This window comes from Janthinobacterium sp. BJB401, from assembly GCF_013372745.1.
Lineage (GTDB): Bacteria > Pseudomonadota > Gammaproteobacteria > Burkholderiales > Burkholderiaceae_D > Janthinobacterium > Janthinobacterium rivuli.
Window position 1 is genome coordinate 1 of sequence record NZ_JABXFH010000114.1, and the last position, 1,560, is coordinate 1,560.

The 1,560-nt window shown below is 62.6% G+C and carries 1 protein-coding gene; it reads left to right on the forward strand.

Features of this window, described 5'->3' with window-relative positions; genetic code table 11:
* Positions 1-1,560 (forward strand): condensation domain-containing protein (locus tag HWE17_RS28400; RefSeq protein ID WP_255206431.1); only part of this gene is annotated, 1,560 nt, incomplete at both ends.

Sequence of the window (1,560 nt, forward strand, 5' to 3'; positions counted from 1 at the left end):
CAGCAGGTCGGCTTGCGGACCGATGTGAAAACGGTGTACGCCGCCACCACGCTGGAGGACCTGGCGGTCAAAGTTGACATGGCGGCGGACGCCGGGGTGGGGCCTTTCATCGCCCCGCCGAACCGCATTCCGGCTGCGTGCGTGCACATCACGCCGGACATGCTGCCGTTGATCGACCTGAGCCAGGACGAGATCGACCGGATCGTGGCCAGCGTGCCCGGTGGTGCGGCCAATGTGCAGGATATCTATCCGCTGGCGCCCCTGCAGGAGGGGATGTACTTCTACCACCAGATGCACCGCCAGAACGACCCGTATATCCTGCCATCGCTGTTCTCCGTCGATTCGCCGGCGCAGTTCGATGCTCTGGTGGACGCCTTGCGCCAAGTGATTGCGCGGCATGACGTGCTGCGTACCGCCATCCTGTCGGAGAACCTGCCATTGCCGGTGCAGGTCGTCCACCAGTATGTGGACCTGCAGGTCGAGATGATAGAAGCAGATCCGGAGACGACCCCGGAAAACCAGCTCAAGGCAGGCTTCGACAAGCCGATGGATCTTTCCCGGGCGCCGCTGCTGCAGGTGAGCGCGGTGCGGGAGCCGCATTCCCGGAAGGTGCATGTGCTGTTCAGGATTCACCACCTGATTGATGACGTCACCTCGTCGATCATCCTGGGTACGGAGATCCAGGCCCATCTTCGCGGCAAGACGGCACACCTGCCCGAAACGGTGCCCTACCGCGAATTTGTCGCCCATTCGCTGCATCAGGCCAGGCATAACGATGCCGAGCGCTTCTTTGGCGAGATGCTGGGCGATGTGACCGAAGCGACTGCACCCTTCAATCTGCTCGACGTGCATGGCGACGGCACCGAGATCGCCGAATGCCGCAAGGCCGTGGATGTTACTCTGGCTGACAGCATCCGGCGAATCTCCCGCCAGCGCAAGACCAGTCCCGCGACGCTGTTTCACGCGGCTTGGGCGCTGGTGGTTGCTGCATGCAGCGGGCGCGATGATGTCGTCTTCGGCACGGTGTTTTCTGGCCGCCTGCAAGGCACGGTCGGAGCGCGCAGCATGCTTGGCATGTTCATCAACACGCTGCCAATGCGGATGAAGCTCGAAGGTCTTGGGGTGGCAGATATGCTGGCCCGGACGGAAACCGCGTTGCATGAACTGCTGCCATACGAGCAGGCGCCGCTGACGCTGGCACAGCGCTGCAGCGGGCTGGAAAACAGCGTTCCGCTATTTAGCGCGATCCTGAACTACCGGCACACCGCGCCGTCCGAGGAAGCGGCCGAAGCCGATGCCGACGAGCGCGATATTGCACTGATCGCCTTCAAGGAGCGCACCAACTATCCCATGACGATCTCGGTTGATGACCTCGGCGACGAGTTTCTGATCGATGCGCATGTCCATTGCAGCGTGGCGCCGGCACGGGTCATCGCCTATCTGGAGCAGGCGCTGACCGGTATCGTGCGGGCGCTGCAGTCGCAGCCGAACCAAGTTGTAGCCAGCATTTCGGTGCTGCCGCCGCATGAACGCCAACAGTTGCTGCTGGAGTGGAACAGT